Source organism: Spirillospora sp. NPDC046719, from assembly GCF_040645715.1.
Taxonomy (GTDB): domain Bacteria; phylum Actinomycetota; class Actinomycetes; order Streptosporangiales; family Streptosporangiaceae; genus Spirillospora.
On sequence record NZ_JBEYYT010000495.1, the window covers coordinates 1 to 6,258 of the forward strand.

Here is a 6,258-nt window from a genome sequence, read left to right on the forward strand (position 1 = left end):
GTCAGGCGCCGGCCTGCTCCTTGAGCTCGACGCGGCGGACCTTGCCGGAGGCGGTCTTGGGGAGGTCGTCCACGAAGACGACCTCCTTGGGGACCTTGAAGTTCGCGAGCCGCTCCCGGCAGTGCGCGATCAGCTCGTCCGCGGTCGCGGTGCGGCCGGGGCGCAGCCGGACGTAGGCGCGGCCGACCTCGCCCATCCGGGCGTCCGGGACGCCGACGACGCCGGACTCGGCGACCGCGGCGTGCCGGGCGAGGACGTCCTCGACCTCCGCCGGGTACACGTTGAACCCGCCGACGACGAACATCTCCTTGGACCGGCCGGTGATGGACAGGTTGCCGCGCTCGTCCAGGCGGCCCCGGTCGCCGGTGTCGAGCCAGCCGTCCCGGATGGTCTCGGCGGTCGCCTCCGGGTCGTCGAGGTAGCCGCTCATCACGTTGTAGCCGCGGACGAGGATCTCCCCGTCGGTGCCGGCCGGCACCGGCTCGCCCCGGTCGTCGACGATCTTCACCTCGACGTCGTCGATGGCCCGGCCGCACGTCGTCGCGATCGTCTCGTCATCGTCGTCCAGCGAGCAGGCGGACACCGTGCCGGAGCACTCCGTCAGCCCGTACGCGGTGATGACCTGCGGGAACAGCTCCTCGCGGATCCGCCGGACGAGCGCGACGGGCACGTCGGCGGCGCCGGTCACCGCGAGCCGCAGCGAGGACAGGTCGCGCTCGGCGCGGCCCGGCGCGTCCAGCAGCGAGGTGTAGATCGTCGGCGGGCCGGGCAGCACCGTGATCCGCTCCGCCTCGATGATCCGCAGCGTCTCCGCCACCTCGAACACCGGCTGGAGCACCATCGTGGCGCCCTTCAGCACGCACGCGATCACGCCGGCCTTGTAGCCGAACGAGTGGAACATCGGGTTCACGATCAGGTAGCGGTCGCCGGCGTGCACGCCGGTCCGCGCGGCCCACGCCTCGAACGTCCGGACGTTCTGCTCGTGCGTGCACATCACGCCCTTGGGCTTGCCGGTCGTCCCGGACGTGAACAGGATGTCGGCGACGTCGCCGGGGCGGACGGCGGCGGCCCGCGCGTCCGCCTCCGCGAGCGGGACGGCCTTGCCGGCGAACCCGGCCCAGGACGTCACGCCCGGCCGCTCCTCGCCGTTGAACGTGACGACGGCCTTCAGGTCGGGCAGGCCGGGGTAGGCGCCGGTCGCGTCGACCCCGAGCATGCCGGGGTAGTCGATGCCGAGGAACCCGTCGGCGACGAACAGCATCCTCACGCGGGCGCGGGTCAGCGGCCAGCGCGCCTCGTCGCCCTTGTACCGGGTGTTGAGCGGGACGAGCGTCGCGCCCGCGCCCATGGCGCCGAGGACGGTGACGATCCACGGCAGCCCGTTCGGCGCCCAGATCGCGATCCGGTCGCCCGGCTCGATCCCGGCGCCGGCGAACGCGGCCGTCGCCTCCCGCACCCGGTCCCGCAGCTCCGCGAACGTCACACGGACGTCCCCGTCCACCACGGCCTCGGCGTCCGGAAACGCCTCCGCCGCCCGTGCCAACACCGCCGGAATCGTCAGTTCGCCCATGAGAGCCCATGGTGGCCCCGGTCACCCCGGATCGGCCAGACCGTCCCGCTCACCGGTACCCCGCGAGACGCTCGCGCGGCCGGCGGGTAGGGGCATCAAATAAACATTTTTGTTCGTTTGGGGTTCCCGGCGGGCGCGCGGGTTGTTAGCGTCCCGCCCAAGCACCTCCGACCCCGGGAGTCGCGCCATGCGCCGTCTCGCAGCCGCGTGCTCGCTGATCCTGGTCCTCGCCGCGCTCGCCGTCCCCGCCTCGGCGGCCCCCGCCCCCGCGGCGCCCTACGGCATCGCCGTGCAGCGCAACCTCGCGCTGCGGCTCAAGGACGGGACGCTGCTGCGCGCCGACCTGCACGTGCCCACCGATCGCGCCACCGGGAAACCGGCGCGCGGCCCGTTCCCGGTCATCGTCGGGTTCACCCCGTACGGCAAGACGCCGTCGGCGGAGACCGGCTCGCCCGGCACCGGCGGGCTCAACCCGTACCTCATCGAACGCGGCTACCTGGGACTCGTCGTGGACGTCCCCGGGACCGGCGGCTCGCAGGGGAGGTTCGACCTGTTCGAGCCGTCCGAGGCGCAGGCCGGCGCGCAGATCGTGGACTGGGCGGCGCGGCTGCCCAACTCCAGCGGCGAGGTCGGCATGCTCGGCCTGTCGTACCTGGCGATCGACCAGCTGTTCACCGCCGCCGCGGTCGGCCCGCACTCCCCGCTCAAGGCGATCTTCCCGATGGCGGCGTCCGCCGACCCGTACCGCGACCTCTTCGTCAGCGGCGGCGCGCTCAACGTCGAGTCGCCGCTCGGCCTGGTCTTCGGCTACGGGGTCACCCGGGTCACCACGCCGTTCGTGGAGCTGCCCAAGGATCCGGCGGCCGCGCTCGTCCTCGCCTACGAGCACCTCATGCAGGCCGGGCCGTTCGAGCTGACGATCGCGCGCGACATGCTCACCAACGGCCCCCGCAGGTACGACAACGCCTGGTGGAAGGAGCGGGCGCCCGAGAGCGTCCTGCGCAGGATCGTCGCCAACGGCGTCGCGGTCCATCTCGTCGGCGGGCTCTACGACGTCTTCCAGCGCGGCGAACCGCTGCTCTACAGCGGGCTGCAGAACGCGGCGGCGGGCCGTCCGGTGACCGCGCCGATGACGCCCGGCCAGCCCGTCTCCGACAAGTACCAGCTGCTCTACGGCCCGTGGACGCACGGCGACATGGGCAGCGGGCAGGACCTCGACGCGATCCAGCTCGCCTGGTTCGACCACTGGCTGAAGGGACGCGGCACCGTCTCCACCGCCACCCCCCTCCACGTGATCGAGCCCGGCGGACGGCGCTACGACACCGCCGACTACCCCCTCGCGCAGGCGCGCCCGACCCGGATGTACCTGCGCTCCCAGGGACGCCTGACCTCCGCGCGGCCGACCGGCGCCGAACCCGCCGACTCCATCGCGTTCACCGGCCTGTCGAACCCGTGCACCCGGTCCACCGACCAGTTCGCCGCCGGGATGCTGTCGCAGCTCTTCGCCAGTGCGGGCGTCGCCTCGCCCTGCACGGGCTCCCAGCGCAAACCCGTCAAGGGGCCAGGCGAGACGACCTACACGTCACCGGCGCTGGCCGCGCCGCTGAAGCTCGCCGGGCCGATCGGCGTGACGCTGCGCGCCGCGTCCACCCGCCCGGAGACGCTGTGGGCGCTCACCCTGGAGGACGTCGCGCCCGACGGGACGTCCACCGACCTCAGCGGCGGCGCGCTCATGGGCTCGATGCGCGCGGTCGACGGGAAGCGCAGTTGGAAGGGCGCGTCCGGCGGCTGGGTGTACCCGTACCACCCGCTCACCCGCGCGGCCCAGCGGCCGGTCGTGCCCGGGGCCGTGACCCGGTACGACATCGAGATCCGGCCGGCGTTCGCCACCGTCCCGGCGGGCCACCGCCTCCGCGTCCGCGTGGCGACCGCCGACTTCCCGCACCTCGTCCCGCTGGCCGACCTGCCGTCGCTGGCCGGCGGGCGGTACACGATCCGCCACGACGCCGCGGCGGTGTCGACGATCGACCTGTCCACCCTCCCCTGACCCGCACCTCCCCTGGCCCGCATCTCCCCTGATCCGCGCGTCCGGCCGGGGCCGGTCCCACGGGGGACGGCCCCGGCCGCACGTCACAGCGCGTCGAGGTCGACGGCCTCGGCCATCGCCCGGTACCCCGCGTCGCCCGGATGCAGGTGGTCGCCCGAGTCGTGGGCGGGGTCGAGGGCGTCGCCGAGCACCGCGGCGACGTCGAGGACGGCGTCGTACTCCCCCGACCCGCGGATCCAGGCGTTGACCTCCGCGCGCGCCGCCTCGCTGCGCGGCGTGGAGAAGACCGAGCCCCGCATGGGCCCGAGCGTCGCCCCGACCGTCCGCAGGCCCGCAGCGCGCGCCCGGCGGATCATGTCCCGGTGGCCGGCGATGACGTCCGCCGCCGGCACCACGGTGCACGGGGCGAGGACCGGGAACGGCGGGTCGCCGGCGACCTCGCCGATCCCGACGTCGTTGATCCCGACGAAGACCACGACGGTGCCCACCCCTGGCTGGCCGAGGACGTCGCGGTCGAACCGGGCGGTGGCGCGGTCGCCCAGCCAGGGCGAGTCGACCGTCACCCGGTTGCCGCCGATCCCCTGGTTGAGGACGGCGCGCGGCCGGCCCGCCGCGACCAGCCGCCGGGCGAGCAGGTCGGGGAACCGCTGGTCGGTGTCCGGGGTGCCGCCTGTCCCGTCGGTGAGCGAGTCGCCGAGGACGACGATGCCGTCGCCGGGGGCCGCCCCCGCAGCGGCCACGTCCACGCCCGCGAGCAGGTACCAGGACTGCGAGGTTTCGGTGAAGGCGGCGCCGTCGCCGTCGGCGCGGTGATCGCCCGCCGCCCGGTACGTCGTCGCGAGGGCCTGGGCGTGGAACGTCACCGGCCCGGACGGCTCGTCCAGGACCATCGTGACCGTCACCGCGTCCAGCGGTCCGGCCGGGAACGGCACGCCGTCCGTGGCGAGGTCCCCACCGGGCGGGACGGCGAAGGAGGACGCGCCGTCCACGGTCAGCTCCCGCAGCGTGCCGGGCTTCACCGCCGCGCCGCCCGCGGACGCCGCGACCGTGGCGCCCACGATCCGGACCGGCGCCGTGCCGTAGCGGTTGGACAGCCGGACCCGCAGCGCGTCGCCGCCGATGCCGAGCCGGACGGTCTGGCGGACCGTCCGGCCGCCGAGGCCCTCCTCGGACCAGTTGGGGGCGAAGCCGGGGCCCGGCCGCTGCGGCGCGGCGGTCCAGGCGGCGGCCCACGCGCGCTCGCCGGTCATCCGAAGAACCCGACGACGCCGCGGATGCGGTCGCCGTAGAACTCGACGACGTCGTAGCCGGTCGCCGCCTCGCCCAGCCGCCAGGTGAACAGTGCCCGGTCGTGGTGGACGCCGATCACGTCGCCGAGCGCGAAGCGCAGGTCGCCGAAGTTCGCCTGGGCGCGCCCGATCGCCTCCGACAGTTCCGCGTGCCCGCGCAGGCCCGCGTAGTCGGGGTCGCTGTAGAGCGCGTCGCCGGTGAGGACGGACCCCATGAGCGACTCCCGGGCGGCGGCGTCCCGCTCGTTCCAGATGTCGAGGTAGGCGTTGATCAGGTCGGTCGCGGTCATCGGAGGGCTCCTTCGAGAGAGGTGGACTCCCCGTCCCGGGCCTCGGGACGGGCGGGTTCGAGGACGAGGGCGATCAGGCCGCCCGCGACGGTGGCGGCCGCGGCGGCCCAGCCGGCGGCGTGCAGGCCGTGCAGGAGGTCGCCCGGGCCGTTGGCGATCGCGACGAACGCCGCCAGCCCGAGGGCGCCGCCGATCTCCTTGGCGCTGCTGGCCAGCCCGGAGGCGACGCCCTGCTGCTCCGGCGGGACGCCCGCGCCGGCGGAGGCGAACAGCGTCACGAACGCGACGCCGCCGAACAGGCCCCAGACGACGCTGCCGGGCAGCAGCGTCCAGAAGCCGCCGCCGACCGTGGTGCCGGCGACCATCGCGGCGATGCCCGCGCCCGTGCCGATCGTCGAGACGGCGAGCGTGGTGCGGATCCCCCAACGTCCGAGCAGCACCGGGGTGGCCTTGAGCGCGGCGAGCATGCAGACCAGCGTCAGCGGCAGGAACGTCAGCCCCGCCTCCAGCGAGCTGTAGCCGAGGACGGGCTGCAGGTAGGAGGTCAGGATGTAGTAGCCGCCGCCGAGCGTGCCCTGGAAGACGGCGATCACGACCATGGTGGTGGCGAGGCCGCGGCCGCGCGCCAGCCGCAGCGGGATGAGCGGGTCGCGGGTGCGGGCCTCCACCGCGAGCAGCGCCGCGAACAGGACGGCGCCGGCGGCCAGCGACCCGGCGGCGCGCGGGGACGCCCATCCGGCGTCCGGCCCGCTCGCCAGCCCGAACACCAGCAGCGCCGATCCCGCGGTGGCCAGCACCGCGCCCGGCACGTCGAACAAGCCGGGCGCGCGGGCCGGGTCGGCGGGCAGCAGCCGCGGCGCCGCGAGGGCGCAGCCGAGCGCCAGCGGCACGTTGACGAAGAACACCCACTCCCAGCCCAGGTAGTGGGTCAGTACGCCGCCCAGCAGGGACCCGGCGGCGAGCCCCGCGCTGCCCGCCATCCCCCAGGCGCCGAGCGCCTTGTTGCGCGCGGGGCCCTCGGCGAATCCGCGGTAGATGAGGGCGAGCGTCGCGGGCGTCAGC

5 protein-coding genes are annotated in these 6,258 nt (G+C 75.0%); 1 reads left to right on the forward strand and 4 read right to left on the reverse strand.

The genetic code is table 11. From position 1 onward, the window contains the following. Window position 1: 1 nt before the first annotated feature. Window positions 2–1,570 carry a FadD3 family acyl-CoA ligase gene (locus tag ABZ914_RS44075; protein WP_190857042.1) on the reverse strand — a complete coding sequence of 523 codons (1,569 nt, stop codon included), beginning with the start codon at window positions 1,568–1,570 and terminating at the stop codon, window positions 2–4. A gap of 187 nt (window positions 1,571–1,757) precedes the next feature. On the opposite strand from ABZ914_RS44075, the gene ABZ914_RS44080 reads away from it, so the two are divergent. Beyond that, window positions 1,758–3,617, forward strand: a complete 1,860-nt coding sequence (locus ABZ914_RS44080) for a CocE/NonD family hydrolase (RefSeq protein WP_500200691.1) — start codon at window positions 1,758–1,760, stop codon at window positions 3,615–3,617. 83 nt (window positions 3,618–3,700) lie between these two features. Here the strand turns inward: ABZ914_RS44080 and ABZ914_RS44085 are convergent, their stop codons facing one another. The 3 genes from ABZ914_RS44085 to ABZ914_RS44095 all read right to left on the reverse strand — a co-directional run. Beyond that, window positions 3,701–4,867 carry a GDSL-type esterase/lipase family protein gene (locus ABZ914_RS44085; RefSeq protein ID WP_500200692.1) on the reverse strand — a complete coding sequence of 389 codons (1,167 nt, stop codon included), beginning with the start codon at window positions 4,865–4,867 and terminating at the stop codon, window positions 3,701–3,703. After that, window positions 4,864–5,196 (reverse strand): nuclear transport factor 2 family protein, encoded by a 333-nt coding sequence (locus ABZ914_RS44090; protein WP_500200693.1) that lies wholly within the window; start codon window positions 5,194–5,196, stop codon window positions 4,864–4,866. The genes ABZ914_RS44085 and ABZ914_RS44090 overlap by 4 nt, the downstream gene beginning before the upstream one ends. Then, window positions 5,193–6,258, reverse strand: a 1,066-nt coding sequence (locus tag ABZ914_RS44095) for an MFS transporter (protein WP_500200694.1), incomplete at its 5' end; no start/stop codon positions are given. The genes ABZ914_RS44090 and ABZ914_RS44095, both read right to left, overlap by 4 nt.